The organism is Streptococcus sp. 27098_8_113 (assembly GCF_041432545.1).
In the GTDB taxonomy this organism is placed as follows: domain Bacteria; phylum Bacillota; class Bacilli; order Lactobacillales; family Streptococcaceae; genus Streptococcus.
The window spans coordinates 179,555-206,113 of record NZ_JAPVZU010000002.1 but is presented as its reverse complement, the minus strand read 5'-3'; the positions used below and the strand labels follow the sequence as shown (position 1 = coordinate 206,113).

Sequence of the window (26,559 nt, the reverse complement as noted above, 5' to 3'; positions counted from 1 at the left end):
GGAACTCCTCTAATTTGATAAAACTATTATAACAAATATGATACAAAACTGCACATTTGAACTCCAATAACAACATAATGTTCGGTAATTACTTTAAATATTTTTGCATGATGCATCTTTTCTAGTAAAAAAATAAGTTTGGCTAAATTGAGTATTAAGTTAATTTTATTTTACTAAATTCATTTTTTCTTGTAGAATAAAGCTATGAACATATTGATTACTTCTGGCGGAACGAGTGAAAAAATCGACCAAGTTCGCTCGATCACCAATCATTCGACAGGTCAACTTGGAAAAATGATAGCTGAGCATTGTTTAGCCAATGGTGCCTATGTGACACTGCTAACCACGTCGAAAGCTGTTAAACCTGCACCGCATGAAAAACTAACGATTAAGATTATCGAAGATACAGAGCAGCTCCTGACAGCCATGAAAGAGCTGGTACCATCTCATGATGTGCTTATTCATTCAATGGCTGTTTCTGACTACAAACCAGTGTATATGGCAGGATTTGAGGAGGTTCTTGCCAGTTCAGATTTGACAGAGTTTCTGGAAAAGAGCAATTCTGAAAGTAAGATTTCATCTGCTGATGATTATCAGGTTCTTTTCCTCAAGAAAAATCCTAAAATCATCGGTAAAGTCAAGGAATGGAATCCCAATATTCGATTGATCGGCTTTAAGCTCTTAGTAGGCGTTTCTAAAGAAGACTTACTTGCCGCTGCTAAAGCAAGCCTTGAAAAAAATCAAGCAGAACTAATTGTAGCCAATGATTTAACGGAGATTTCAAGCGGGCAACACCACGCCTACCTCCTTGGTGCAAATACTGTCACTGAAGCTTTCTCCAAGGAAGAAATTGCTGAACAATTGTTAAGCCATATCCAGAAAGGAGACAGTTCATGACCCATGTTACTCTCGCTGTCACGGGCAGTATTTCGGCCTATAAAGCAGCAGATATTACGAGCCAGTTGGGGAAACTAGGCTACAGTGTGTCTGTTCTCATGACGGAAGCTGCCAGTCACTTTATCACCCCTCTGACCTTACAGGTTTTATCAAAGAATCCTGTTTCCCTTGACCTTATGTACGAGCCGAGGCCAGACAAGGTCAACCATATTGAGATCGGCAAAGAAACAAATCTTTTCTTAGTCGCTCCCGCAACGGCTAATACCATCGCCAAACTGGCTAATGGTCTAGCGGATAATATGGTAACCGCTACAGCCCTTGCTCTCCCGTCTCATGTCAAAAAAGCCATCGCACCAGCCATGAATACCAAGATGCATGAAAATCCCCTAACTCAGCACAATTTGGAAAGATTAAAAAAATTTGGCTGGGAGATTATCGAACCGCGTGAAGCTGTTCTAGCTTGCGGAGATCATGGGACTGGCGCTCTAGCTGATGTCAATATTATTATAGAAAAAGTAAAGGAAATTATAAATGAGAAAACAATCTAGTATCGCGCAAATTGCTATCTTTTTTGCTATTATGTTAGTGCTCCATCTGCTGAGCTCTGTTATTTTCAACCTACTACCGGTTCCGATTAAACCGACCATTATTCATATTCCAGTCATTATCGCTAGTATTATCTACGGACCGCGAATTGGAGCTGTTCTTGGAGCTCTGATGGGGGTAATCAGTGTGGTGACCAACACCGTTGTCCTACTGCCAACTAGCTACCTCTTCAGTCCTTTTGTAGAAAACGGTAGTATCAATTCATTGATGATCGCTATGGTTCCACGTATTCTAATCGGAATCACTCCGTATTTTGTCTACAAATGGATGAAAAACAAGCCAGGTTTAGTTTTAGCTGGTGCCGTGGGCTCAATGACTAACACCATTTTCGTTCTCGGAGGAATTTTCATTCTATTTTCATCTGTTTACAATGGAGACATCAGAGCCATGCTTGCACTGGTTTTATCAGCCAATTCAATCTCAGAAATGATTATATCCGCTCTCCTTACAGTTGCAATCGTTCCAGCACTTGAAAAACTAAAAAAATAATCACTTAAGTGATTATTTTTTTACTCTATTTTTATTCACTTTTTCAAAGGATTTCATTATTTTTTAGGTCAGTACTTTCAAAAAATATGAAAATATGTTACAATGAAAGCGATTAAACAAACAAGAAAATCTTGCGGCTTATCCTTAAAGACGCGGTGATTTTCTATCTTAAATATAAAGGAGACTCCATCTATGACCTATCAAGAAAACTTCAAAAAATGGCTTGACTTCGCTGAACTTCCTGACTACCTTCGGAAAGAGTTAGAAGGTATGGACGAAAAAACTAAGGAAGATGCCTTTTACACCAATCTTGAGTTTGGTACTGCTGGTATGCGTGGTTTAATTGGCGCTGGTACCAACCGTATTAATATTTATGTTGTCCGTCAGGCAACTGAGGGTTTGGCTCGCTTGATTGAAGAAAAAGGAGATGAGTTCAAAAAACGCGGTGTTGCGATTGCTTATGACTCTCGTCATTTTTCACCAGAATTTGCCTTTGAATCTGCTGCAGTCTTGGCTAAACATGGCATCAAGTCCTATGTCTTTGAAAGTCTGCGCCCAACTCCAGAACTTTCATTTGCGGTACGTCATTTAGGAACCTTTGCTGGTATCATGATTACAGCCAGCCACAACCCTGCTCCATTTAACGGCTACAAGGTATATGGTGAAGACGGCGGACAAATGCCTCCGCATGATGCCGATGCATTGACAGACTACATCCGTGCGATTGAAAATCCTTTTGCTATCGAGGTTGCTGATGTGGAAGCTGAAAAAGCTTCTGGCTTGATTGAAGTGATTGGCGATGCTGTTGATGCTGAATACCTCAAGGAAGTTAAGGATGTCAATATCAATCAAAAACTAATTGATGAATACGGCAAGGACATGAAGATTGTCTATACTCCACTGCACGGTACTGGTGAAATGCTGGCTCGTCGTGCTTTGGCTCAAGCTGGATTTGATTCTGTTGAAGTCGTTGAAGCTCAGGCTGTAGCTGATCCAGACTTCTCTACTGTTAAGTCTCCAAACCCTGAAAGCCAAGCAGCCTTTGCCTTAGCTGAAGAATTAGGCCGCAAGGTTGGTGCAGATGTCTTGGTTGCAACTGACCCAGATGCTGACCGTGTCGGTGTTGAAGTTCTTCAAAAAGACGGCAGCTACCTCAACCTTTCAGGTAACCAAATCGGGGCTATCATGGCTAAATACATCTTGGAAGCTCATAAGAGTGCTGGAACTCTGCCAGCTAACGCAGCTCTCTGCAAGTCTATCGTTTCTACTGACTTGGTGACTAAGATTGCTGAAAGTTATGGCGCAACCATGTTCAATGTCTTGACTGGTTTCAAATTTATCGCTGAAAAGATTCAAGAATTTGAAGAAAAACACAACCACACTTACATGATGGGGTTTGAAGAAAGCTTTGGTTACTTGATCAAACCATTCGTACGTGATAAAGATGCAATCCAAGCTGTTTTGGTCGTGGCTGAGCTTGCTGCCTACTATCGCTCACGTGGCTTGACTCTGGCTGACGGTATTGAAGAAATCTACAAAGAGTACGGTTACTTTGCTGAAAAGACTATCTCTGTAACCTTGTCTGGTGTTGACGGTGCTGAGCAAATCAAGGCTATCATGGCTAAATTCCGTGACAATGGTCCGAAAGAATGGAACCAAACAGCTATTACTGTCGTAGAAGACTTTAAGGCTCAAACTGCTACTGCTGCAGATGGTACTGTTACAGCTCTTACGACTCCTCCAAGCGATGTGCTGAAATACACCTTGGCTGATGGTTCATGGATTGCTGTCCGTCCATCCGGAACAGAACCAAAAATCAAGTTCTACATTGCCGTTGTGGGTGAAAGCAACGAAGATTCACAAGCTAAGATTGCAAATATCGAAGCGGAAATCAATGCTTTTGTAAAATAAAGACCTATAAAAGATGAGACCAAGCAATCTCATCTTTTTTTCGTATCAAATCTAAGCAATTTTAAGAACTTTATGGCATACTAGTTTTATCAAAAGAAATGAGGATTATTTATGGAACAATTTGCTCAAAATATTAAAGACTTGGAAGTCACAACTGTTGACCGAGCTCGTCAAGCGATTGCTGACAAAGAGACAGCAACTTTCTTCGTTGGTCGTAAAACTTGCCCTTACTGTCGTAAATTCGCAGCTACTCTTGCTGGCGTTGTCGCTGATACCAAGGCGCATATTTTCTTTATCAATAGCGAAGAAGCCAGCGAATTAGAGAAACTGCAAGCCTTCCGCTCTGAATACAGCATTCCGACAGTCCCTGGTTTTGTTCATGTTCAAGACGGCCAAGTCTCTGTTCGTTGTGATTCTTCTATGACTGCAGATGAAATTAAAGCTTTTGCTGGGATTTAAGCACGAATATCCATCTAAAGGCTAGTTTATTAGCCTCTCTCCTTACAGAGCGAGAAGGACTATAAGTTATTTTAAAAGCGAAAAAGACAAACTATATTGTTTGTCTTTTATTTTTCTTTCAAAGTATATATCGGAAAGCCGTGTTCTACTATTCTATCATCTAGTTTAAAATAATTTTTAAACCAATGTTTATATTTTTTAAATAAAGCTTCAATACAGATATACAGGATGATTAGTAAAAAGATAAATAGAAAAGCATGCCAATCTTGAAATTTCGAGGAACTCTCAATGAACATAGCCCAGTATGCACATGAGAAGAGCAAAAGAACTACTAAAATTAAATTCACATATAAAATATAGCTCACAAAGAAAAGAAATTGATGTTTCTTTGATCTTTTACTGTAATAGACTTTATAGTTTTCGGTATGTCTTTCGAAGACAGGCAAGTGAAAGGAATAGCGTCCGCTCCCGAACTTAGCTAACTCAGGTAAGGCATGATAGCCACACCAATGGAAGCATTTATAGATGAACTCGCGAGTCAAAAAATAAATATTTAAACCTATAAAAATTAGAATAATGATGAAGTCAGTTCTCGCAGTTGGGGAAAATATCCACTGAAAATAAAGAAGGCAATGTAAGAAATTCAAAGCTCCTAATATAAAATAAATGACACCAGCAAGTCTGCTACGGCGTCCAATAAAAGTTTTATCTGGAGGACTAGGGGTATGGGACATATTTCAATGATTTCCTATTCTTCGTAAATTTAATCAAGTTCAACAGACTATTTAACTTTAGTTTCCATATTTTACGTTCCCAAAAGCCTCCCACATCTTCTGCTGAGGTTTGGCAAAAGGGTACTTGGCAAATTCTTCTGGATGTAGCCACAAGACCTCTCCCTCAGCTGCGTGCTGACTATCTTTAACTCGGCCATAAGCCAGCTGGATATGCCACTTGCGATGACTGAATACATGTTGCACCTTTGGAAAGGACTGCTGCTGCCAATCGACAGTCAAATCATAATCCTGCTCAAAGCTTTCTTGAGGAGACAGATCCAGACTGGGCTGATTTTCAGCCACTTCAAATAGAGAGATCTGATTTTCAATTTGAAATTCCTCGACTTCAATCAATGGAAAATGCCAAAAACCAGATAACAAGCCAGCAGCCTCATTTTTTTCAAGCAAGAATTGTCCTTGCTCATTTTCGATAATCAAGCCTTGAAGATAGACCGGAACTGGCTTCTTTTTAGGTGCTTTAATGGGATATTTATCCATGGTTCCGTGCAAATAAGCTGCACTGAACTCTTTTACTGGACTATCTTCTGGATGAGGATTAACAGGAGATTCGATATCTGACCCCAGATCCATCAGTGCTTGATTGAAATCTCCGGGTCTATCTGGATCAATCAGAATCTCCATCATAGCCTGAAAGACCTTACGATTGCTTGGTTGCCCAATATCTAAATCAACTTCAAACAAGCGACTCAGCACCCGCATGACATTGCCATCCACCGCAGGCTCGGGTAAATTAAAAGCGATACTGGAAATTGCACCCGCAGTATAGGGGCCAATCCCTTTCAAACTAGAAATTTCTTCGTAAGTGTTTGGAAATGTCCCTTCAAAGTCAGTCATAATCTGCTGAGCAGCAACTTGCATATTGCGTACTCGAGAATAATAACCCAAACCTTCCCAAGCCTTCAGCAGACGCTCTTCAGGGGCATTCGCCAGACTTTCAACAGTTGGAAACCAGTCCAAGAATCGTTTGTAGTATGGAATAACTGTATCCACCCTGGTTTGCTGGAGCATGATTTCAGATACCCAGATGTGATAAGGATTTTTACTTCTCCGCCAAGGTAGATTTCGCTTGTTTTCATCATACCAGTTGAGGAGTTTCTCACGAAAAGAAATGATCTTCTCCTCCGGCCACATGACGATACCGTATTTTTTCAAATCTAACATATATCTAGTATAACATAGAAGCTTATAGCTGTCCTTTTCTCAGTACTAAAAAGCCTCTTCCCATGGGAAAGAGGACTAAATCTTATTGATAAATTGCTTGTTCTGCAGTGATGAGAGTAAGATTATAAACATCATCTGAGCTACATCCACGAGAAAGGTCATTAACTGGCTTGTTCAAACCTTGTAAAACAGGTCCTACAGCTGAGAAACCACCAAGACGTTCTGCAATCTTGTAACCAATATTTCCAGCTTCGATACTTGGGAAGATAAATACTGTTGCTTGTCCAGCCACTTTACTTCCTGGAGCTTTCAAAGCTGCTGTTTCAGGGTGGAAGGCAGCGTCAAATTGCAATTCTCCATCAATTTCAAGGTCTGGGCGTAGTTCACGTGCACGTTTAGTAGCTGCTACTACTTTATCAACGTTTTCACCGATACCAGATCCTTTACTTGAGTAACTCAACATTGCAATTTTTGGTTCAATACCAAACATTTTTGCAGTAATTGCTGAGTTGATAGCAATTTCAGCTAAGTCATCTGCATCTGGATTAATGTTGATCGCACAGTCTCCGAAAAGATAACGTTCTGAACCACGAGTCATCAAGAAGGCACCTGAAGTACGAGTAACATTCGGACGAGTTTTAATGATTTGAAGTGCTGGGCGAACAGTTGCAGCAGTTGAGTGAAGTGCACCTGAAACCATACCGTCAACCAAGCCCATATAAACTAGCATAACACCAAAGTAGTTAACGTCTTCACTCAAGAGTCTAGTAGCTTCTTCTTCTGTTATCTTACCGTTACGACGTTCAACGAGCGCAGCAACCATTTCGTCAAACTTAGCGTAGTGGTCAGGGTCGATAACTTCGTAACCTTCAGTGATCCCTTCGATTTCAAGGTAGATTTTAATTTTTTCAGGTTTACCAAGCAATACTGGGATGACATCTGTTTCTTTAACCAAACGTTTTGTCGCTTGAAGGATACGAGGTTCTTTCCCTTCAGGGAGAACGATGCGTACATTTTTACCAACCAGGTTGGCTTTGAGACTTTCAAAAACTTCCATGAGTTTCTCCTTTAAAATTTTAAGTATTTTTTATTAACAATGTAATAGTATTCTGGAAATCAATCGGCAACTGGGATTCCAATTGAAGCTGCTTTTCCAAAAATGGATTATAAAAAGATAAAGAGTGACAATGCAAGGCCTGACGGTTAATTCCCGCTTCCAAAGTCCCGCCATAGAGATCATCTCCAAGGAGTGGGAAGCCAAGATGGGCAAAGTGCACACGAATTTGATGGGTTCGTCCAGTGTGCAGACGAATATCTACCAAATAGATATTGCCAAACTGCTCCACAACCTTGTAGCTGGTATGAGCATACTTGCCATCCTTTGTCACACATCTGGTGATGATGCTATCAGGATCGCGCCCAATTGGTGCAATAATATCACCCTCTGATTTAAGCTCACAGCTCCCCTGAACGAGCGCGTAATAGCGCTTTTCAATCATTTTTTTCTGCAGTTGCTTATCCAGTCTTGCATGAGCATAGCCATGTTTTGCAAAGAGCATGAGTCCACTAGTATCGCGATCCAATCTCGTCACAATGTGAACCTGCTGATTTTCATAATCTTGCCGAATATAGTAAGCCTTAACAAAGTTTGCCATCGTATTCGAATGGTTGACACTAGGGATACTAGCTACTCCGGCAGGTTTATCTAAAACTAGAAAGTGCTCATCTTCATACACGATCGACAGATCACGATCCACTGCTTCTAGGCTTTCAAATCCCTTCTCAGAAGGGATATCTACTGTCACCTTATCGCCAATATCCAGCAAATAAATAGCGTTTTGAGGCTGATTATTGACAAGAATATTTCCACCTGCAAACTTCACTTTGGCCAAAAGGGCTTTTGAAATTTCATGCTTTTTCAAAAATGTTTTGACTTTGACATGCTCATCCGCAATAAATTCAAATCTCATTCTTGGCACTCCTCGATAAAGGAGTCTCTCACGCGATTCCAAAAGCTGGTATGGCTAGGCGAAGCTACAAAGTTAATCTTATGATTATCGATTTGGTACTCGATACGGACAATATTTTTATAAGAAAACGTTTGATTATCGACCGCTATGGTATAGTAATCATTGCGTGTCGGCAGCAGCTCAATCTTATCTTTTTTAGGAACGATAACTGAGGAACCTAAAGTACGATAAACACGATTGTTGAGGCTAGCAATCTCTGTCATCTGCAAGGCTTCAATCGTTGGATGTAGAACAGCTCCTCCCAATGATTTATTGTAGGCTGTGCTTCCAGTAGGCGTTGAGACAGAAATCCCATCGCCTCTAAAACGCTCAAAATGGACATTATTGATGACCACATCAACTACCATGGTTCTGTCGGAACGTTTAATCGTTGCTTCATTGAGCGCACGAATCGTCCGAGTTTCCCCGTTTTCAAAGGTCAGCTTGACATTTAAAATCGGATAAGAGACCTTGGCACCTGTGTCCAATTTCAGATTTTCCACTAATTTGTCGATTTCAAAGTCTCGATAGTCCGTATAAAAACCCAAATGTCCTGTATGGACACCAACAAAGCGCACCTTATCCAGCTGCTCTTCATATTTGTGAAAGGCTGATAGTAGCATCCCATCACCACCGACAGAAATCACGATATCTGGATTTTTGGGTGTCAGGATAAAGCCTGCTTTCCGCAATTTTTGCATCAGAGTTTGAAAAACTTCCTCACTCTGCCTTTTGCGATTGCGGATTATCGCTATTTTTTTACCTGTATTCTTCATCTGTATCGTCACTATTTCCAACACCGTCATTTAGCTTGCGGTGCAGAGGATCAAAGAGTGCTTGTGCTTCTTGGATGGCATCGCGAATGGCTCCCATCTCTTCATCTAGCTGATAGGCGAGATTAGCTGTTGTCTCCAAGCGCCGTTTGATTTCCTCTGGAAATTCTCCTTTATACTTATAGTTTAAAGAGTGCTCAATCGTTGCCCAAAAGTTCATGGACAAGGTACGAATCTGAATTTCTGCTAAGATAACTTTGTTTCCGTTAATCGTATCTACCGGATATTCAACGATGGCATGGTAGCTACGATAACCACTGGCTTTTTTGTTTTTAATGTAATCACGTTCCTGGACGATACGCATGTCTGTCCGATTTCGCAAAACTTCTAAAACTTCATCCACATCGTCTACAAATTGAACCATGACACGCAAACCAGCAATATCCTGCATCTCTTGGGCTAAGTTTTCCTCGGTAATCCCCCGAAGTTCCATTTTCTCCTTGATGCTTTCAATATGCTTTACGCGACCTGTTACAAACTCAATTGGTGAATGGCGTTGCTGTTTGCGATACTGTTTGCGAATGCCACGAAGCTTGATTTTCAACTCACCAACTGCCTGAATATATGGATCCAGAAAATCTTCCCAATCTATTGTCATATACATACCTTGTCATCTATTCGTTTTTTGTATAAAATAAACACAGTTGTTATTATAACATAAAATCGCTTTCAGATAAAGAAAAGGATTTAAAAATGAACCATTTAGAAATAGAATACAAAACAATGTTAACAGAAGACGAACACAAACGACTTCTGACCTTCTTTGATCATGTCCAGCCAATTTTCCAAGTCAACTATTATATTGATTCGGCTGACTTTGCTCTCCGTGAAGCTCGTATGGCTCTGCGAGTCCGAACCACTCCTGACGCTGCTGAGTTCACTCTGAAAATTCCTCAAAAACTCGGAAATTTCGAGTATAACCAAGCCTTGTCCAAAGATGAATTTAAGAAAATTACAGAAAATTTGCAATTTCCTCAGGGAGAAATCCTAGACAAACTCCAAGAGAAAAAAATCCCCGTTGACAAACTGACAATACTCGGAACCCTTGAAAATATTCGCTATGAAAAACAAGATGCAATCGGCCTTTTTGCCTTAGACGAAAGTCGTTACTTTGGTAAAAAAGATTTCGAACTAGAATTAGAAATCAATGATATTGAAGAGGGGGAGCAAAAGTTCAAAGACTTTTTAAACGAAAATCAAATCCAATATAAGCCTGGTAAAAGTAAGATTGCCAGATTTGCCGAAAACTTGTAAAAATGCTGAAATAATCTCATTTTTTTGGTAAAATAATATTTATAAATCTAAAGAGACAAAAAGAGGATGGTCATTCTAATGTCAGACAAAAAAAATATGAAGCTTTTCTCCCTCAATTCCAATCACTCAATTGCTGAGAAGATTGCTGAAGCTGCCGGAGTACCTTTAGGCAAGCTTTCTTCCCGCCAATTTTCTGATGGCGAGATTCAGATTAACATTGAGGAGAGTGTTCGTGGCTATGATATCTATATCATCCAGTCTACCAGCTTCCCAGTCAACAATCACTTGATGGAGTTATTGATTATGGTTGATGCTTGTAAACGAGCAAGTGCCAATACCGTAACTGTGGTTATGCCTTATTTTGGTTATGCTCGCCAAGATCGGACAGCTGCTCCTCGCGAGCCAATCACTGCAAAACTCGTTGCCAATATGCTGGTTGGAGCTGGCGTAGACAGAGTTATCTCACTTGACCTTCACGCTGTCCAAGTACAAGGCTTCTTTGATATTCCTGTCGATAATCTCTTCACTATTCCATTGTTTGCTGAGCATTATTGCAATATGGGATTAACTGGCGAGGATGTTGTCGTCGTTAGCCCGAAAAATTCTGGCGTGAAACGCGCTCGTAGCTTGGCAGAATATCTCGATGCTCCAATCGCCATCATCGACTACGGTGAAGATGAAGCAGGACGCTCTGAAGGCTATATCATCGGTGAAGTTGAAGGTAAAAAAGCGATTTTGATTGACGATATCTTGAATACCGGTCGTACCTTCTCAGAAGCTGCTAAAATCGTTGAACGTGAAGGAGCTGTCGAAATCTATGCTGTCTCAAGCCATGGTTTATTTGCAGATGAAGCTGCAGACTTACTAGACAGTGTTCCTATCCGAGAAATCTTGGTGACTGACTCTGTTGATACCAAAGAAAAGACTCCGAAGAATGTTCACTACATCACAGCCAGCGAGTTGATTGGCGATGCTATCGTGCGTATTCAAGAAAGAAAACCAGTCAGCCCACTTTTTGCTTTTCAAAAGAAATAAGGGATAAATTTGTGATTTATTTAGATAATGCTGCTACGACTGCCTTATCGCCTGCTGCGATTAAGTCCATGACTCAGGCAATGACAGTCTTCGGCAATCCATCCAGTACCCACAGCCACGGTCGAGAAGCTAAAAAACTGCTCCGACAAGCTCGCGAAGATATTGCTAAAGTTCTACACACACAGAGCAAAAATATCCTCTTCACCTCAGGTGCTACTGAAAGTAATAACACTGCAATCAAGGGATATGCCCTACGCCATCAGAATCAAGGCAAGCATATTATCACTACGGCCATTGAACACCATGCTGTTTTAGAGCCTGTTGAATACTTGGTGGAGAACTTCGGTTTTGAAGCGACTATCATTCAGCCAGTGGATGGGCAAATCCGAACTGAAGATATCAAGAATGCTCTCAGACCAGATACTATCCTTGTCTCAGTAATGGCTGTCAATAATGAAACAGGCTATATTTTGCCGATTCAAGAAATTGGTGAATTACTAAAGGATCATCCTGCTGCTTTTCACGTTGACGCAGTCCAAGCGGTCGGAAAGCTCCCTGTCTATCCTGAAGAATGGGGAATCAATTTCCTGAGTGCATCAGCCCACAAATTCCACGGTCCAAAAGGAGTTGGATTTCTCTATGCTGACCAGATGGATTTTGATAATTTCATGCATGGCGGCGATCAAGAAAACAAACATCGAGCGGGTACAGAAAACCTCGTTTCTATTGTCGGGATGGCAACTGCCCTTTCTGAAAATGTTGCCCACTTAGAGGAAAATCTTGAGCATGCCCAGCAGTTAAAAGATACTTTACTGGACAACCTAACGGATATAGACTACTACTTAAACGAAAGTCAGCCTAGCCTGCCTTATGTTGTCAATATTGGATTTCCAAGCCAAAAGAATGATCTTATCTTGCTTCAAATGGACCTTAATGGCTTTTCAATCTCGACCGGCTCTGCTTGTACAGCTGGTGCTGTTCAGCCCAGCCATGTCCTTCAAGCCTTATATGGCTCTAACTCTGAGCGCCTAAAAGAATCCATTCGCATCAGTGTATCAGATCAAACTAGCATCCAAGAAATCAAACTATTCAGCCAAAAACTAAAAGAAATACTAGGAGGATAAGATGGCTTTTCAAACTTCTGTTAGCTTAGCAAACTGCGACTTCACCTACTCACTCCATCCAAATGTTAAGAAATTTACCTTACGGGACAATACATTTGCTGAAACAAAAGTTGGTAATTACGAGCTTTCTCGTTTACTCGAAGCTGTTCCCAATAGTGGCGATGGATTCTTGCTTAAGATTATCATCAATAAAGATCTAAGCGGAGTTAAAATCAATATTACGGACAAGTCTGGTTTAAGATTGGTTAATATCTTCAAATCAGAAAAACACCATATTATTCAGCAAAAATTCTATTTCTTGATGGATAGTTTAGTTGAAAGAGATATTTTTGAAAAAACACCCCAATAAGCGAAATTCTAAGAATTTTGCTTATTTCTATTATTTTATCTATATTTATTAGTATAATAATATTTTGTTCATCAAATTAGTTGATTTTTTCACAAGCTTTCTATAGAATAGAAGATAGAAAGGTCGTGATTTTGTGAAAACTGAAAAAAGCAATTCTATTCCACGTGCTACTGCTAAGCGGCTCTCCCTCTACTACCGAATTTTCAAGCGATTTAATGCAGAAAATATTGAAAAGGCCAATTCAAAACAAATCGCAGAGGCGATTGGAATCGACTCTGCGACTGTTCGGCGTGACTTTTCTTACTTCGGTGAGTTAGGTCGTAGAGGTTTTGGCTACGATGTCAAGAAACTAATGAATTTCTTTGCCAATCTTCTCAATGACAACTCGATTACAAATGTCATGATTGTTGGTGTCGGAAATATGGGCCGTGCTCTTTTACACTACCGCTTTCATGAACGGAATAAAATGAAGATTGTAATGGCCTTTGATACAGATGATTATTCTGACGTCGGAACCACCACAAATGATGGAATTCCTATTTATGGAATTTCTCAAATAAAAGAAAAGGTCCAAGAAGGAAACGTAAAGACAGCCATTCTGACAGTGCCGAGCGTTAAGGCACAAGAAGTCGCATCCGTCTTGGTTGATGCTGGTATCAAGGGAATTCTTTGCTTCTCCCCAGTGCACCTATCTGTCCCCAAAGATGTGGTTGTACAATATGTGGACCTAACCAGCGAACTCCAAACCTTACTCTACTTCATGAGAAAAGATGATGAGTAAGGTAAGAAAGGAAACAAACACTTTATGAAAAAACCGATTATCGGTATAACAGGAAACCAAAGGGATATTCCTAACGATCAATTTATTCATATTAGTTATACTTCAACTGGCTTTATCGAGGGAGTCAATAAAGTTGGAGGAATCCCAATTATCTTACCAATTGGTGATGAAGCCTTAGCTCACACCTATATCACTATGATCGATAAACTGATCCTTACCGGTGGACAAAATGTCCACCCTCATTTCTACGGCGAGGAACAGACTATCGAAAGCGATGATTATCTGCTTCAAAGGGATCTATTTGAACTGGCTCTCATCCGAGAAGCACGGAAGCAAAACAAGCCTATTTTTGGTGTCTGTCGCGGTACTCAGCTTTACAATGTTGCTATGGGTGGCACACTTCACCAAGACATCGAGAATCACTGGCAAGATAGCACTGCTCAATACACCACACAGACTATGGTCACTAAAAATGGCTCCATCCTCCATGAATTATACGGACCTACTTGCCAAATCAACTCATTCCATCACCAAAGTATCAAGGATCTAGCGAAAAATCTAGAAGTTATAGCCTACGATCCTCGTGACAAGGTCATTGAGGCTGTTACCTCAACTGATGGAAGTCCATTTCTTGGTGTGCAGTGGCATCCAGAATTTCTATTTCCCACAAGAACAGGTGATTTAGCCTTGTTTGATTATGTGGTCCACAAACTTTAGATCAAATCTGTTTTTTCACGATAACTATAATAATTATTTTTTGAAACAATTAAATGATCTAAAAGAACCAACCCCATTAGTTCACAAGCTTCTTTCATGTGTTTGGTAACCTCGTCGTCATTCTTACTTGGGAAAGTCACTCCAGAAGGATGATTGTGCACAAGTATAATAGATGTTGCCAAGTGTTTGAGCGCATAATGCAAAATCTCACGTGGTTCAGCAATACTTCTAGTTACCGTTCCTACAAAGATTGTCTGCTGATGGATGATCTGGTTTTGACTGTTGAGATAAATAGCAACCAAACATTCCTGCTTTTTATCTCCCAATTCGACCTGCATTTTGCGAGCTAGTTTTTGACTTCCAAGAATTTGCTCCCTCTCCAGCACTTCAGCTTTGTTGATACGACAGCCAAGCTCAATGATGGCCTGCAACTCAACAGCCTTTACAGGTCCAATACCTGAAATTGTCTGCAATTCTTGCAAAGTCAGATATTTCAAATCATTCAAACTAGAAATCGATGATAAAATCCTTTGAGAAACTTGAAAGACAGTTTCTTTTTTGCTGCCTGTTCGTAAAAATATAGATAGCAATTCCTGATTACTGAGTTTATCCGCTCCTTCTCTTATCAGCCGTTCACGCGGCATCATGCTTATGTCATCCTGCAATGAAATACGATACATATCAACCTCCTTACCTATTAATTCGAGATTAAATAAAAAAAGAACCTAAATAAATGAACTACATACCAAACGTTTGATAATATATTTATCAATTGAGGTAGCTCACTTATTTAGGTTATTTTATTCTTAATTACTAAAGCTTGAAAAAGCAACAATTTTCTATACAAAATTATTAAAAGAAACTCAATAATGAAATAGAATAAAATACTTGACAATATATATATATATATAATATAGATACTAATCAAAAGGAGAATTTTTATGAAGCAAAATGATGCTTATTCTGTAGTTATACAGACAATCAATGCGGCTAGCCAACTTCCAGTCGTGAAGGTAGATAGAGAAGAATTCCTTCGGAATCAATTTAAAGATAGTAGATATCTTGATAGTATTTTGGAACATGGGCCTCAAATAGTTTTCACACCAGAGGCATTAAGAAAAAGGGCTGAAAAAATAATCAAAGATAGCACCGCTAAAACCTCTTTCACTTCTTTTGTTGCTGGATTACCTTCAAATCCAGTTACTGCTGTAGTTGCTGGGGGAGCAGATATTGTTCAATATATGGGCTTTGCTCTAAATTTAGCTCAACAAATTGCTTATTTATTTGGAGAAGACGACTTATATAAAGGAAACTATAAGGAATTACCTGAAGAAGTACAAATACGAATCATCTCTTACCTTGGAATAATGTTCGGTGCAAGTGGAGCAACTGCCTTGATTGCAAATGTTTCTAAGACAGCGGGAAAGAATCTTGGGAAAATGGTAGCTAAACAAGCATTAACTAAAACGGCTTGGTATCCTCTTGTGAAAAAAGTCGGAACAATTATTGGCGTAAACATTACAAAAAAATCAGTTGGTTCTATAATTACAAAGACAGTTCCAATTCTAGGAGGATTAGCTTCAGGAGGAATTACTTACTTTACATTTAAGCCGATGGGAACAAGACTTGCTGACACATTTGAAAAAATGTTAAAGGGAGAATATAAACTAGATCTTGGTATTGAAGATGAGTTAAATCCAGAATTCAAAGATAGCTTAAATGACAGCGAAATAATTGACGCTGAGTTTTCTGAAATTAAAGAGTAGATGTTCATTTTGAATTATAATCAATTACAAGCTAAGACCGTAGAAACGGTCTTTTTAATATAAATTGCTTAAATTTTAAAATTAAGTTTGATATCATACTCAAAATAATCAAGAATGGCTGAAGTCCATTCTCTACATACAGTCAATTTAAGTTGACAAGAAGATGAGATTTGAATACTCTCTTGAATTTATTAATGTTCTCATTCAATTTTCTATATACTTCTTTCTTAAACCCACGTTTTAAAATCTCAACCCAGACTTGCTCAATAGGGTTCATTCAGGTATCTAAGGTGGAATGGAGGTAAATTCTATATTTTCAGAGATATTCAAGGTTTGGATATCCACAATTCCATAATAATAGCGAAACTCACGAATATGCTGACCGGCTACATGAGAACGATAGCCCCTTGGATACGAGCATGAACCAATTTTACTAACACAATCGAAACCCGTCTCATCTTGATATATAAGACAGTTAGTTTGATAATTTTCCTTTGATAATTTTCCCATGAATAAAGTGCTTACTCGCTCTCTCCTTAAATTTTGTCTTTCAAGTATTATTATAGCTATCTTCAACCAAAAAACGAAGTAACTCTTGTTACTTCGTTTTGACAATATTTGCATCATAGCTGCATTTGATTATAAGATCGACTGAAAGCATCTAAAATATCGTTTGGTGCCTTGTCATAGTCAATCGTACTTTCAAGCGTACCTTTAACAATAGTTCGACTGGTTGCTGCTGCATCCTCACATGTGACTAAAGTGATCTCAGCAACTCCTTCTGTGTCATTGATGACATCCACGCGCTCTGGTGCGACACTTTCTATACTAGAAATCGTATAGGTATAGATCTTATCCTTATCCGTGATATAGATTTTCATCCCTATTTTGGCACGGTCTAGCGGTGAAAAGAGCATGTCACTGGCTCCAGTAATTCCAAAGACGTGATGGCTAGCTAAGGCGTAATTCCCTTGTCCCATTTGTTGATCTTCTTTCATAGTGCCAGCACCATAGTAAAGGCCAACATTATCCAAACCTTTGAAAATTGGCAGATTCATCGAAACTTCAGGAATTGAAATGCCACCGATAACTGGTAATTTTTGGGCCTGCCACTGAGCATTGATGACCGCTTCTGTCGAAAGAGATTGGACTTCACTAAACTCAAAACTCGACTCGACTGCCTTATTCTGCTTGATTTCTTCCTTAGAGACCTTGCTAACCTGGTATTGATTCGTGTGCCAAACCATGATCATATTTCGGATAGACGAGTTGAAAATCAGAGCTAGAGCAACTAGAAATAAAAGGAAAACCGCACAGTTAATGATGAAATTTCTTAGCTTGAATTTTTTCTTAGATTTCTTCACATTCATCCTCCTCTTATTCTACTTCTTCCTCATCGTCTTTTGCGTCAGGCGCAACCGTTGTAAAGGTAACAATCTGAGCATTTTGGTCCAGACGCATAACCTTCACTCCCATAGTTGAGCGGCCTGTCTGAGAAATATTAGCCACACTGGTACGGATAATGACACCTGTATTGGTGATAATCATCAAATCTTCTTCGCCAGTGACGGTCATCAGACCAGCGAGAGGTCCGTTCTTATCAGTGATATTGGCTGTTTTTATCCCTTTACCACCACGGCCCTTGGTTGGATACTCACTGGCAAGAGTTCGCTTACCATAGCCTTTTTCGGTAATGACAAGCACTTCGTCACCCTCAGAAATCACACCAGCTCCAACGACCTGGTCGCCGTCACGCAGATTAACCCCACGAACACCTGTCGCACTACGGCTCATGCTCCGGACAGCTGTCTCATTGAAACGGACCGAATAACCAAACTTAGTACCAATGATAACATCCGCAGCACCGTCCGTCAGAAAGACATTGATAAGCTCGTCTTCATCTTTCAAATTCAGGGCCTTGAGACCGTTCTGACGGATATTAGCAAATTCTGTCACGCTGGTTCGTTTAACCACACCTAGACGGGTTGTAAAGAAGAGATAGGAATGATCGCTACTGTCTTGCTGGACATTAATAATGGTCTGAATGGTCTCTCCTTCATCCAGTTTCAAGAGATTGACCACTGGCAAGCCCTTAGCTGTACGGCCATACTCAGGGATTTCATATCCTTTGAGACGATAAACTCGGCCTTTGTTAGTAAAGAAGAGCAGTCTATCGTGGGTACTTGTTGAAACCAGCTCTTTGACGAAGTCATCATCTTTGACACCAGTTCCTTGAACACCTCGGCCACCACGTTTCTGAGCAGTGAATTCTGCCTGATTCAGACGTTTAATATAGCCTTTATTAGACAAGGTAATCAAAACATCCGCTTCCTCGATCAAATCTTCATCTTCAAGAGAAAGAACTTCTCCCACCATCAGCTCAGTTCGGCGGTCATCAGCAAATTTACGTTTGACCTCGTCTAACTCTTCCTTGATAATAGCGACAACGCGCTCTGGCTTAGCCAAGATATCAGCCAAGTCCGCAATCAAGGCAATCAGCTCGTCATACTCTGACTGAATCTTATCGCGTTCCAAACCAGTCAGACGACGCAGACGCATGTCGAGGATAGCCTGACTCTGGCGCTCAGACAGCTCAAATTTAGCCATCAATTCAGCCTGTGCTTCTGCATCTGTCTCGCTATTACGGATGATGCGAATCACTTCATCAATATGATCCAGCGCAATCAGCAAACCAGCTAAGATGTGTGCTCGCGCTTCCGCCTTTTCTTTATCAAAGGCAGTTCGTCGAGTCACCACTTCCTTTTGGTGCTCAATGTAGGCCAACAAAATCTCACGCAGAGACAGAATCTTCGGCACACCATTTTGAATGGCCAGCATATTGAAGCTGAAATTGGTCTGCATCTGAGTCAGCTTGAAAAGGTTATTTAGAATGACATGAGCAGAGGCATCACGACGAACCTCAATGACAAAACGGACCCCTTCACGGTTGGACTCATCACGAACAGCTGTGATACCATCAATACGTTTTTCCTGCACCAGACGAACGATGTGCTCATGGACCTTAGTCTTATTCACCATGTAAGGGAACTCGGTTACGACAATTCGCTCTCGGCCATTTTTCATCTCTTCGATTTCAGTGCGCGAACGAAGAACAATCGAACCCTTCCCCGTTTCATAAGCCCGGTGAATACCAGACTTGCCCATCACCAGTGCTCCTGTCGGGAAATCTGGACCAGGCAGGACTTCCATGATGTCCCGAGTCGTTACTTCTGGATTATCCATGACAAGCTTAACGGCATCAATAGACTCACCAAGATTATGTGGAGGAATATTAGTCGCCATCCCAACTGCAATCCCTGTCGCTCCATTTACGAGCAAGTTAGGGAAGCGAGCAGGAAGAACCATCGGCTCTCTCTCGCTGGCATCATAGTTGTCAATATAATCAACAGTATTTTTGTTAATATCACGAAGCATCTCTAAAGCAATCTTACTCATACGTGCTTCTGTATAACGCTGGGCAGCAGCCCCGTCTCCGTCCATCGAACCGAAGTTTCCATGGCCGTCTACCAGCATGTAGCGATAGCTCCACCATTGAGCCATCCGCACCATCGCTTCATAAATAGAGGAGTCACCATGCGGGTGATACTTACCCATGACATCCCCTGTGATACGAGCTGATTTCTTGTGAGGCTTATCAGGCGTAACGCCTAGCTCATTCATGCCATAAAGAATCCGGCGATGAACCGGCTTAAGACCATCGCGAACATCTGGAAGAGCCCGAGCCACGATAACACTCATTGCATAATCGATGAAACTGGTCTTCATTTCGCTGGTCAAATTGACATCTACTAAGTTTCTATCTTGCATTAAAAAATGCCTCATTTCAATATTAAATCACTATCTCATTATACCACATTTTAGCTATATTTTCAGTATTTAAAACCGAATATAAAAACGTTTACATAGCCTTTTAGGGGTCAAAATACCACGGTGAGCCGTGACAAACTGTATCAAAAGTGGTAGAATGTAATTGTATGGGGAAAACCCCAAAAATAATAAGGAGATGTTTAGAAATGACTGCTACTAAACAACATAAAAAAGTCATCCTTGTTGGTGACGGTGCCGTAGGTTCATCTTACGCTTTCGCGCTTGTTAACCAAGGAATTGCACAAGAGCTTGGAATTATCGAAATTCCACAATTACACGAAAAAGCTGTAGGTGATGCGCTTGACCTTAGCCACGCCCTTGCCTTCACTTCACCTAAAAAGATCTACGCAGCTCAATACTCTGACTGTGCGGACGCTGACCTTGTTGTTATCACTGCGGGTGCACCTCAAAAACCAGGTGAAACTCGTCTTGACCTCGTTGGTAAAAACCTTGCCATCAACAAATCAATCGTAACACAAGTTGTTGAATCAGGTTTCGATGGTATCTTCCTTGTTGCTGCTAACCCAGTTGACGTTTTGACTTACTCAACTTGGAAATTCTCTGGTTTCCCTAAAGAACGCGTTATCGGTTCAGGTACTTCACTTGACTCAGCTCGTTTCCGTCAAGCACTTGCTGAAAAATTGGATGTTGATGCTCGTTCAGTTCACGCCTACATCATGGGTGAGCATGGCGATTCAGAATTTGCTGTTTGGTCACATGCAAACATCGCAGGTGTAAACCTTGAAGAATTCCTTAAAGATACTCAAAATGTTCAAGAGTCTGAATTAATCGAATTGTTCGAAGGTGTTCGTGATGCTGCTTACACAATCATCAACAAGAAAGGCGCTACATACTACGGTATCGCTGTAGCCCTTGCTCGTATTACAAAAGCTATCCTTGACGATGAAAATGCCGTACTTCCACTTTCAGTCTTCCAAGAAGGCCAATACGGTGTGAAAGATGTCTTCATCGGTCAACCAGCAGTTGTTGGTGCACACGGTATCGTTCGTCCAGTGAATATCCCATTGAACGATGCAGAAACTCAAAAAATGCAAGCATCTGCTAAAGAATTGCAAGCAATTATTGATGAAGCATGGAAGAATCCAGAATTCCAAGAAGCATCTAAAAACTAATCAGAAAAAACATCTCCTGATAAAAGGGGATGTCTTTTTGTTTTATGTGGATCTGTCAGCAAAAATATCAAGCAAATAAGGAACAATCAGCTCTCCCTCTAAGTCCTCCAAAGAAAAAAGCCAAATAAAGTCTGTATGCTCTTCTGGATCCAATAGGATATCACGCTGCTCTATAATCCTAGCCTCATAAACCAAGCGTGTAAAAACAGTATTTTTACTTGTGTCAAACTGACTATCTTCATGAATAATCTTATCAATTCGAATCTTTTGATTAACCTCTTCCATAGCCTCGCGTAGAGCTGCTTCTCTGGGTAGTTCGTTCTCTTCTACGCTTCCGCCAGGAATATCCCAATAGCATGGATAAACATTAGGAAGGCCGCGCTTTATTTTTGAGCGTTTGATAAGTAAATACTGCCCATTCTTCTCAATCAAGGTATGAGCGATTAACTTCACTGCCATAGCAGTCTCCTCTCTCTTAGACAACAAAAAAGGACTCTCACGAGTCCAAGCTTCAGTCATCCACCCTGAGAGAATCGAACTCCCATCTCAAGAACCGGAATCTTACGTGATATCCATTACACTAAGGGTGGCAACTTATTCATTATAACTAATTTTTCATAAAAAAACAAGCCTAAATGGCTCCTTTTACGAAATTTCTAATCTAGATCAAATCAAAAAGATTAACTCTCAAAGAAAGTTAATCTTTTTAATCCCTTATTTCTTTTCAATATGATCCGCTAGTTCTTCTTGGGCTTTTTTGTTAGATTCCAACGTTTTTTCTTGCCATTTCTTCTTAGCTTCTTCATATTCTTTGGTCGTTACAATTTCACTTCTGAGTTTTGTGTATTTAAAGTTGAAGCCAGATCCCTTGATTCCAACGAGTGAATAGGCACGACTGAAAGGTTTGGACTTACTTACAGAAGGACTACCGCCTCCTGAAATGGTCGGCATGATAATCCCACTATCAAGCAACCAAGCTTGTGCATCCGCATATTTTTCATAGCGAACTTTCACATCTGTCGTTTCAGCATTTGCTTCTTCCAACATCTTAGTATAAGTGTCCAAGCCCAGCTCTTTCATCTTGTCCATATCTTGGCCTGGCTCAAAGCCAAAGTTTTGCAAGCTAGCGCCATTATTTACATTTAGAGTATCTAAGTAGGTAGATGGGTCTTGATAGTCAGCTGACCAGCCCCCTGTATAGAAGTCATAGTCCTTTTGAGCTGCAGTATTTGCAAAATAGGTGATGTTGTTCAAATCATCCACACTAATCTTCTGAAGGTCAATCACTACATTTTCTGCACCCAAGGTTGATTCAATTGATTGTTTTACTGAACTTGCCCATTGGATACTCACCTTGTCAGCCTGGTCTACAGGAAGGTCCAAATGAATTGGGAATTGAACTCCCTTAGACTCTAAAGCTTCCTTGGCTTTAGCGAATCTTGCCTTAGCTTTTTCTGGATTATAATAAGCATCTTGAGCATCTGTCAGATCGATATTCGCCCATTCTGTACCATAATTCACTAATTTAGAGGCAACGACTTGGCCAAATGTTTGATCGCCAATTTGAACAAATGTTGGTGGAACAAGCGTATTTCTCAACAGCTTGGTAGCTCCATCTTTACCATTACTTTGCGCACCATAAGAACTCCGGTCAAGGGCAAAATTGACGGCCTGACGGAAGTCCTTATTTAAAACCGCTTCTTTTGTTCCATTCTTTTGATCATTACTTGTTTTGGAAGTGTGATTGTATGATTGACGGTTGAAGTTGAAATTAAAGTAATATGAGGTCGCATCCTGTGGGCTATAAAGTATATTGTCCGCATATTTCTTCTTAACTGCCGCAAATCCTGAAGTATTCGGATAGAGACGGGCACCACTATAAGCACCATCACTGAAGTTGCGAATTAAAGATTCTTGGTCTGATCCATCATAGTAGGTTAATTTAACATGTTCTAGACTGACCTTGTCTTTATCGTAATAATTTGGATTCTTAACGAATTCCATAGACGATTTAGAGGTCAAAGATTTCAAAAGGAAAGGACCGTTGTAAAGAATACTTGATGGATCAACAGAACCAAAATCTTTTCCTTTAGACTTCAAAAATTCTTCATTGACAGGGAACAAGATATTATTCGTCGTTTTAGAGTTCCAATAAGGCTCTGGGCGTGTCAGCGTGTATTGAACCGTATAATCATCTACTGCCTTCACTCCGACTTTTGAAAAGTCTTTTTCGTCGCCTTTGACATAGGCATCCAAGCCACTAATCGAGTCCTGAATCAGGTAAAGGGCTTCAGACTTTTGGTCAGCAACATATTTAAGTCCAGTCACAAAGTCTTGAGCTTTCACACTTGCAACTTCTTCGCCATCAACATTGAACCACTTAGCATCCTTACGAAGCTTATATGTGTAAGTCAGGCCATCTTGAGAAACTGTCCATGATTCTGCAAGAGAAGGAACTAGATTTCCATATTCATCATTTTCCAAAAGACCATCCACAAGGTTTGTAATAACGTCTGATGTAGTTGCACGGTTAGTGGTCAGGTAGTTCAAGCTATCTGGATCGCTGGCATAAACATAAGAATATGTGGTTGTGCTGGATGAAGATTTGCCACAAGCTGACAAGAATACTCCTGCACTGAGTACCACTCCAGTAGCTAAAAGCATTTTTGATACTTTCATAAATACACCTCCAAAAATTGAGAGAAAAGTCTAAGAATAAGAGGATCGGAAATAAAGATAAGCCCTTATTTTATTTAGTATTCTCTTAGTTAAATTTCTATGTTATATTTTATAACATAAGCTATTATACCAGAATTTTAATAAAAAGTAAATAGAGGAATCAGAGAGTCATTATGGAAAATTTCTGAAAACTGCCTCCACCCAATCCAATTGACAAATATACAGATTAAGCATATAATAAACTCAATGTAAACAAACGAGGAAATTACAGTGAATTCTAATTATATTACCCGCCTAAAGCGCTCTGAAGGTCAGTTAAGAGGCATTCAAAAAATGATTGAAGAGGACAGGGAATGTTCAGATATTCTCACACAGTTATTAGCCGTCCGCTCCAGCGTTGACCGTGTTATTGAGATGGTTATTACTGAGAATTTAACGGATTGCCTAGAAAATCCATCTGATGATCCGAAAAAGCAAAGGGAAAGAATAGAGAAAGCTATTCATTTTCTGGTAAATCGAAAATAAGAAGAACAGAAAAAAAGAGGCTGGGACAAAAGTCCTAGCCTCTCAATTGTCTTTGGATTGTCGAGCAAGACGCAGTGGTTGAGTGGGCTCTACTAGGCTGATTTCATCAGCTTTTACAGCCCTACTCAACTGTGCGGAGGTGGGACGACGAAATCGAATTCTAACGAATTACCGATTTCTGTCCCACTCTCTTTTTATCTTTTATTCCATCTCTCCAGACCAAGCGTTCATGCCACCTGATACGTTGGTCACATCAAAGCCCTGCATGGCAAGAAATTGGCAAGCAGTCGCTGAACGTGCACCTCCTTGGCAAATGACATAGTATTTGTAGTCAGGATCCAGCCTTTTATAGCCAGTTTCCAACTCACTAAGCGGAAGATTTCCAGCATTTGGGATATGACCCGCTTGAAATTCATGTCTTTCGCGCACATCTACGATGGCCAATTTTTCAGATTGATACTGCTTTTCTAAATCAGCTGCTGATATAGTTTTCATTTTTCTACTCCTTCTGGTTTTACCATTTTGTACAAAGCATAAGCTCCGTCTAGATTTTTCACTGCAAATCCTGCTTGTTTTAAGATTCGCTCGGCAATATAGCTGCGCAGACCACTGTGACAGCTCACGATATATTCTGCTCCCTTATCCAGCTCAGCCAAGCGTTCTCTGAGTTCATTCAGCGGAATATGGACTGTTTTATCTGCCTTCAGGCGTCCTTGCTTAAACTCATTGAGCGTCCGAACATCTAAAAAGACTTTCCCGCTTGCCAACTCGTCTTCCAGCTGGTGCCATTGGATATTTTCACTCAAGCCTTCCGCTAGATTCATAGCTGCATAGCCCAGCATATTGACCGGATCCTTGGCTGAGCCAAAAGGTGGTGCATAGGTGAACTCCAGCTCTGGCAAATCAAAAATCGTGAGATTGCCCTTGATAGCTGTCGCCAAAATATCAATCCGCTTGTCAACGCCTTTTTTACCCACACCTTGAGCACCATAGATTTTTCCAGTTTTTGGCTCAAAGAGCAATTTCAAGGTCAAGTCAGTCGCACCTGGATAGTAGCCTGCATGATCCTTACCGCTGACATGAATCGCTTGATAAGGCAGCTGATTTTGCTGAAGGAAACGCTCGTTCAGGCCTGTGGAAGCGGCTGTCATATCAAAGATACGCACAATAGCCGTACCAATGCTTCCCTTATTCTTCCGCTCCAAGCCAGCAATAACATCTGCTACCTGACGACCTTGTCGATTAGCAGGCGAAGCTAGGGCAATCAGGGCATCTTCACCAGTGATTTCCTGCTTGACAAGGATAGCATCGCCGACTGCAAAAATATCTTTCTGGCTTGTTTCATAATGCTCGTCGACCAAGATGCCCCCACGAAGACCAGTTTCAATCCCTGCTGCCTTAGCCAAGCTATTTTCAGGCTGGACCCCGACAGAGAGAATGGTCACATCTGAAGCCAATTTTTGACCATCTTCCAAGACGATTATTTTGCCCTTTTCTTCGAAGCGAGTCGCTGACTGGGAAGTGATGACTTTCACTCCCTTATCGGCTAATTCCGCTTGGACAAAAGCTGCCATCTCCTCATCTAATGGTGGCAAGACATGCGGTGCTTTTTCTACGATTGTCACATTCAGGCCACGCTTGCGCAGATTTTCAGCCGTTTCCAGACCGATAAATCCAGCACCTACGACAACAGCCTCTTGTGGCTCTTTATCCAAGGCTAACATGATCTGATCCAAGTCTGGAACATTGCGCAAAGTGAATACATTATTTGCTTCTGAAAGTCCTTCAATCTCAGGAATAAAAGGCTTCGCCCCCGGTGAAAGAATCAGCTTGTCATACTGCTCTGTGAACTCTGAACCGTCATGAGCCACCGTCACCGTATGATCTTCAGGCGAAATTTTCACCACCTCATGAAAAGGTCGCACATCCAAGTTAAAACGCGCCTTGAGACTTTCAGGTGTTTGAACCAAGAGAGCATCTCGCTCAGCAATTTCACCAGAAATATAATAAGGCAGACCGCAGTTCGCAAAAGATACAAAAGGACCTTTTTCAAAAATCACAATTTCAGCATCTTCCATCATCCGTCTTAAACGTGTTGCCGCAGACATACCGCCTGCAACTCCACCAACGATAATAATTTTCATTGTTT

26 protein-coding genes and 1 tRNA gene are annotated in these 26,559 nt (G+C 40.6%); 14 read left to right on the top strand and 13 right to left on the bottom strand.

Annotated elements, in window-relative coordinates; genetic code table 11:
- The first annotated feature begins 204 nt into the window (after positions 1-204).
- From O3644_RS02405 to O3644_RS02385, 5 genes are all read left to right on the top strand, one after another.
- Positions 205-897: a phosphopantothenate--cysteine ligase gene (locus O3644_RS02405; RefSeq protein ID WP_048764376.1), complete on the top strand. Its 693-nt coding sequence runs from the start codon at positions 205-207 to the stop codon at positions 895-897.
- Positions 894-1,445 (top strand): phosphopantothenoylcysteine decarboxylase, encoded by a 552-nt coding sequence (gene coaC / locus O3644_RS02400; protein WP_048764374.1) that lies wholly within the window; start codon positions 894-896, stop codon positions 1,443-1,445. The genes O3644_RS02405 and coaC overlap by 4 nt, the downstream gene beginning before the upstream one ends.
- Complete coding sequence (locus tag O3644_RS02395; protein WP_125381963.1) at positions 1,429-1,992, top strand: ECF transporter S component; 564 nt, start codon at positions 1,429-1,431, stop codon at positions 1,990-1,992. Before coaC ends, O3644_RS02395 begins: the two co-directional genes overlap by 17 nt.
- A 192-nt stretch (positions 1,993-2,184) precedes the next feature.
- On the top strand, positions 2,185-3,903 hold the full coding sequence (locus O3644_RS02390) for a phospho-sugar mutase (protein ID WP_371594963.1): 1,719 nt from the start codon (positions 2,185-2,187) through the stop codon (positions 3,901-3,903).
- A gap of 111 nt (positions 3,904-4,014) precedes the next feature.
- Positions 4,015-4,362, top strand: coding sequence for a PedC/BrcD family bacteriocin maturation disulfide isomerase (locus O3644_RS02385; RefSeq protein ID WP_062005312.1), 348 nt, complete (start codon positions 4,015-4,017; stop codon positions 4,360-4,362).
- Positions 4,363-5,153: 791 nt separating this feature from the next.
- Here O3644_RS02385 and mutY read toward each other — a convergent pair.
- The 5 genes from mutY to O3644_RS02360 form a co-directional block, all read right to left on the bottom strand.
- Complete coding sequence (mutY, locus tag O3644_RS02380) at positions 5,154-6,317, bottom strand: A/G-specific adenine glycosylase (protein ID WP_048764366.1); 1,164 nt, start codon at positions 6,315-6,317, stop codon at positions 5,154-5,156.
- Between the two features lie 82 nt (positions 6,318-6,399).
- Positions 6,400-7,374 carry a phosphate acetyltransferase gene (gene pta, locus O3644_RS02375; RefSeq protein ID WP_048764364.1) on the bottom strand — a complete coding sequence of 325 codons (975 nt, stop codon included), beginning with the start codon at positions 7,372-7,374 and terminating at the stop codon, positions 6,400-6,402.
- A gap of 19 nt (positions 7,375-7,393) precedes the next feature.
- On the bottom strand, positions 7,394-8,287 hold the full coding sequence (locus tag O3644_RS02370) for an RluA family pseudouridine synthase (protein ID WP_371594962.1): 894 nt from the start codon (positions 8,285-8,287) through the stop codon (positions 7,394-7,396).
- Entirely contained in the window at positions 8,284-9,102 is an 819-nt protein-coding gene (locus O3644_RS02365; protein ID WP_371594961.1) for an NAD kinase, read from the bottom strand. Before O3644_RS02365 ends, O3644_RS02370 begins: the two co-directional genes overlap by 4 nt.
- The gene (locus tag O3644_RS02360) at positions 9,086-9,757 is read right to left on the bottom strand and encodes a GTP pyrophosphokinase family protein (protein WP_371594984.1); all 672 of its coding nucleotides are present in this window, start codon (positions 9,755-9,757) and stop codon (positions 9,086-9,088) included. The genes O3644_RS02365 and O3644_RS02360 overlap by 17 nt, the downstream gene beginning before the upstream one ends.
- Before the next feature lie 95 nt (positions 9,758-9,852).
- Between O3644_RS02360 and O3644_RS02355 the strand changes: the two genes are divergently transcribed.
- From O3644_RS02355 to O3644_RS02330, 6 genes are all read left to right on the top strand, one after another.
- Entirely contained in the window at positions 9,853-10,413 is a 561-nt protein-coding gene (locus tag O3644_RS02355; RefSeq protein WP_371594960.1) for a CYTH domain-containing protein, read from the top strand.
- A 78-nt stretch (positions 10,414-10,491) separates the two neighbouring features.
- Positions 10,492-11,448, top strand: coding sequence for a ribose-phosphate diphosphokinase (locus O3644_RS02350; RefSeq protein WP_081105361.1), 957 nt, complete (start codon positions 10,492-10,494; stop codon positions 11,446-11,448).
- Between the two features lie 11 nt (positions 11,449-11,459).
- Complete coding sequence (locus tag O3644_RS02345) at positions 11,460-12,572, top strand: cysteine desulfurase family protein (RefSeq protein ID WP_371594959.1); 1,113 nt, start codon at positions 11,460-11,462, stop codon at positions 12,570-12,572.
- Between the two features lies 1 nt (position 12,573).
- A complete protein-coding gene (locus O3644_RS02340) occupies positions 12,574-12,921 on the top strand; it encodes a DUF1831 domain-containing protein (RefSeq protein WP_125371928.1) in 348 nt (115 codons plus the stop codon).
- Between the two features lie 133 nt (positions 12,922-13,054).
- Complete coding sequence (locus O3644_RS02335) at positions 13,055-13,702, top strand: redox-sensing transcriptional repressor Rex (RefSeq protein ID WP_005590387.1); 648 nt, start codon at positions 13,055-13,057, stop codon at positions 13,700-13,702.
- Between the two features lie 24 nt (positions 13,703-13,726).
- Positions 13,727-14,419 (top strand): gamma-glutamyl-gamma-aminobutyrate hydrolase family protein, encoded by a 693-nt coding sequence (locus O3644_RS02330; RefSeq protein WP_045497467.1) that lies wholly within the window; start codon positions 13,727-13,729, stop codon positions 14,417-14,419.
- Here the strand turns inward: O3644_RS02330 and radC are convergent.
- The gene (gene radC, locus O3644_RS02325; protein ID WP_371594958.1) at positions 14,416-15,099 is read right to left on the bottom strand and encodes a DNA repair protein RadC; all 684 of its coding nucleotides are present in this window, start codon (positions 15,097-15,099) and stop codon (positions 14,416-14,418) included. The two genes, O3644_RS02330 and radC, sit on opposite strands and share 4 nt — an antisense overlap.
- A 261-nt stretch (positions 15,100-15,360) precedes the next feature.
- Between radC and O3644_RS02320 the strand changes: the two genes are divergently transcribed.
- A complete protein-coding gene (locus O3644_RS02320; protein WP_048764345.1) occupies positions 15,361-16,185 on the top strand; it encodes a hypothetical protein in 825 nt (274 codons plus the stop codon).
- A gap of 623 nt (positions 16,186-16,808) precedes the next feature.
- On the opposite strand, the gene O3644_RS02315 is transcribed toward O3644_RS02320, so the two are convergent.
- Together O3644_RS02315 and gyrA are read right to left on the bottom strand one after the other, a co-directional pair.
- Positions 16,809-17,555 carry a class A sortase gene (locus tag O3644_RS02315; RefSeq protein WP_048764342.1) on the bottom strand — a complete coding sequence of 249 codons (747 nt, stop codon included), beginning with the start codon at positions 17,553-17,555 and terminating at the stop codon, positions 16,809-16,811.
- A gap of 7 nt (positions 17,556-17,562) precedes the next feature.
- On the bottom strand, positions 17,563-20,013 hold the full coding sequence (gene gyrA, locus O3644_RS02310) for a DNA gyrase subunit A (RefSeq protein ID WP_048764340.1): 2,451 nt from the start codon (positions 20,011-20,013) through the stop codon (positions 17,563-17,565).
- Positions 20,014-20,219: 206 nt separating this feature from the next.
- Here gyrA and O3644_RS02305 point away from each other — a divergent pair, with 206 nt between their 5' ends.
- Positions 20,220-21,206 (top strand): L-lactate dehydrogenase, encoded by a 987-nt coding sequence (locus O3644_RS02305; RefSeq protein WP_005591942.1) that lies wholly within the window; start codon positions 20,220-20,222, stop codon positions 21,204-21,206.
- Between the two features lie 42 nt (positions 21,207-21,248).
- Here the strand turns inward: O3644_RS02305 and O3644_RS02300 are convergent, their stop codons facing one another.
- The 3 genes from O3644_RS02300 to O3644_RS02290 form a co-directional block, all read right to left on the bottom strand.
- Positions 21,249-21,665 carry an NUDIX hydrolase gene (locus O3644_RS02300; RefSeq protein ID WP_048764449.1) on the bottom strand — a complete coding sequence of 139 codons (417 nt, stop codon included), beginning with the start codon at positions 21,663-21,665 and terminating at the stop codon, positions 21,249-21,251.
- 59 nt (positions 21,666-21,724) lie between these two features.
- A tRNA-Arg gene (locus tag O3644_RS02295) sits at positions 21,725-21,796 on the bottom strand.
- A 124-nt stretch (positions 21,797-21,920) separates the two neighbouring features.
- Positions 21,921-23,885: a peptide ABC transporter substrate-binding protein gene (locus O3644_RS02290; RefSeq protein ID WP_048764338.1), complete on the bottom strand. Its 1,965-nt coding sequence runs from the start codon at positions 23,883-23,885 to the stop codon at positions 21,921-21,923.
- A 270-nt stretch (positions 23,886-24,155) separates the two neighbouring features.
- Here O3644_RS02290 and O3644_RS02285 point away from each other — a divergent pair, with 270 nt between their 5' ends.
- Positions 24,156-24,410: a metal-sensitive transcriptional regulator gene (locus O3644_RS02285; RefSeq protein WP_015605027.1), complete on the top strand. Its 255-nt coding sequence runs from the start codon at positions 24,156-24,158 to the stop codon at positions 24,408-24,410.
- Between the two features lie 201 nt (positions 24,411-24,611).
- Here O3644_RS02285 and O3644_RS02280 read toward each other — a convergent pair whose 3' ends face one another.
- Together O3644_RS02280 and O3644_RS02275 are read right to left on the bottom strand one after the other, a co-directional pair.
- Entirely contained in the window at positions 24,612-24,905 is a 294-nt protein-coding gene (locus O3644_RS02280; RefSeq protein WP_048763137.1) for a rhodanese-like domain-containing protein, read from the bottom strand.
- On the bottom strand, positions 24,902-26,554 hold the full coding sequence (locus O3644_RS02275; protein ID WP_048763140.1) for an FAD-dependent oxidoreductase: 1,653 nt from the start codon (positions 26,552-26,554) through the stop codon (positions 24,902-24,904). The genes O3644_RS02280 and O3644_RS02275 overlap by 4 nt, the downstream gene beginning before the upstream one ends.
- Positions 26,555-26,559: the final 5 nt, after the last annotated feature.

Bases quoted from the DNA above. Each gene is read 5' to 3' on its own strand.
- O3644_RS02315 (WP_048764342.1), bottom strand. From the start codon at position 17,555: ATGAATGTGAAGAAATCTAAGAAAAAATTCAAGCTAAGAAATTTCATC.
- O3644_RS02340 (WP_125371928.1), top strand. From the start codon at position 12,574: ATGGCTTTTCAAACTTCTGTTAGCTTAGCAAACTGCGACTTCACCTAC.
- O3644_RS02360 (WP_371594984.1), bottom strand. From the start codon at position 9,757: ATGACAATAGATTGGGAAGATTTTCTGGATCCATATATTCAGGCAGTT.
- O3644_RS02305 (WP_005591942.1), top strand. From the start codon at position 20,220: ATGACTGCTACTAAACAACATAAAAAAGTCATCCTTGTTGGTGACGGT.
- O3644_RS02370 (WP_371594962.1), bottom strand. From the start codon at position 8,287: ATGAGATTTGAATTTATTGCGGATGAGCATGTCAAAGTCAAAACATTT.
- O3644_RS02290 (WP_048764338.1), bottom strand. From the start codon at position 23,885: ATGAAAGTATCAAAAATGCTTTTAGCTACTGGAGTGGTACTCAGTGCA.
- O3644_RS02350 (WP_081105361.1), top strand. From the start codon at position 10,492: ATGTCAGACAAAAAAAATATGAAGCTTTTCTCCCTCAATTCCAATCAC.
- coaC (WP_048764374.1), top strand. From the start codon at position 894: ATGACCCATGTTACTCTCGCTGTCACGGGCAGTATTTCGGCCTATAAA.
- O3644_RS02395 (WP_125381963.1), top strand. From the start codon at position 1,429: ATGAGAAAACAATCTAGTATCGCGCAAATTGCTATCTTTTTTGCTATT.
- O3644_RS02280 (WP_048763137.1), bottom strand. From the start codon at position 24,905: ATGAAAACTATATCAGCAGCTGATTTAGAAAAGCAGTATCAATCTGAA.
- pta (WP_048764364.1), bottom strand. From the start codon at position 7,374: ATGGAAGTTTTTGAAAGTCTCAAAGCCAACCTGGTTGGTAAAAATGTA.
- O3644_RS02275 (WP_048763140.1), bottom strand. From the start codon at position 26,554: ATGAAAATTATTATCGTTGGTGGAGTTGCAGGCGGTATGTCTGCGGCA.
- O3644_RS02355 (WP_371594960.1), top strand. From the start codon at position 9,853: ATGAACCATTTAGAAATAGAATACAAAACAATGTTAACAGAAGACGAA.
- O3644_RS02320 (WP_048764345.1), top strand. From the start codon at position 15,361: ATGAAGCAAAATGATGCTTATTCTGTAGTTATACAGACAATCAATGCG.
- O3644_RS02405 (WP_048764376.1), top strand. From the start codon at position 205: ATGAACATATTGATTACTTCTGGCGGAACGAGTGAAAAAATCGACCAA.
- O3644_RS02365 (WP_371594961.1), bottom strand. From the start codon at position 9,102: ATGAAGAATACAGGTAAAAAAATAGCGATAATCCGCAATCGCAAAAGG.
- O3644_RS02330 (WP_045497467.1), top strand. From the start codon at position 13,727: ATGAAAAAACCGATTATCGGTATAACAGGAAACCAAAGGGATATTCCT.
- O3644_RS02385 (WP_062005312.1), top strand. From the start codon at position 4,015: ATGGAACAATTTGCTCAAAATATTAAAGACTTGGAAGTCACAACTGTT.
- mutY (WP_048764366.1), bottom strand. From the start codon at position 6,317: ATGTTAGATTTGAAAAAATACGGTATCGTCATGTGGCCGGAGGAGAAG.
- radC (WP_371594958.1), bottom strand. From the start codon at position 15,099: ATGTATCGTATTTCATTGCAGGATGACATAAGCATGATGCCGCGTGAA.
- O3644_RS02300 (WP_048764449.1), bottom strand. From the start codon at position 21,665: ATGGCAGTGAAGTTAATCGCTCATACCTTGATTGAGAAGAATGGGCAG.
- O3644_RS02390 (WP_371594963.1), top strand. From the start codon at position 2,185: ATGACCTATCAAGAAAACTTCAAAAAATGGCTTGACTTCGCTGAACTT.
- gyrA (WP_048764340.1), bottom strand. From the start codon at position 20,013: ATGCAAGATAGAAACTTAGTAGATGTCAATTTGACCAGCGAAATGAAG.